At 44.3% G+C, this 314-nt stretch carries 1 pseudogene; it reads left to right on the top strand.

Annotation, left to right across the window (positions count from 1 at the left end):
• Positions 1-314 (top strand): annotated as a pseudogene (locus ciss_RS13360) (hypothetical protein); the annotation flags it as partial.

Genomic DNA, 314 nt, shown 5'->3' with positions numbered 1-314 from the left:
AAGGAAGCTATGGCGGCCTGGGGCTGGCGGATACCGTTTATTCTTTCTTTAATTTTGGTTTTTGTATCGTTGTATCTGCGCTGGAAAATTGAAGAGTCACCTGTCTTTTCGGGAATGAAGAAGAGCGGGAGTGTTTCTAAAGCACCGCTAAAAGAAGCTTTTTCCGAACACGGTGGGTTGATGTTAGTTGGAGCATTAATTAGTATCGGTTTAGGTGCGGGCTGGTACAGTGCGTATTTTGCTACGGTAAACCATATTAAGCTTATTGGTAAGGCTGATCCTGTAACGGCTGCAACGATTATGATGATAGCTGG

This window comes from Carboxydothermus islandicus (assembly GCF_001950325.1).
Lineage (GTDB): Bacteria > Bacillota > Z-2901 > Carboxydothermales > Carboxydothermaceae > Carboxydothermus > Carboxydothermus islandicus.
The sequence above is the reverse complement of the archived record's forward strand: the minus strand, read 5'-3'. Positions and strand labels throughout refer to the sequence as shown.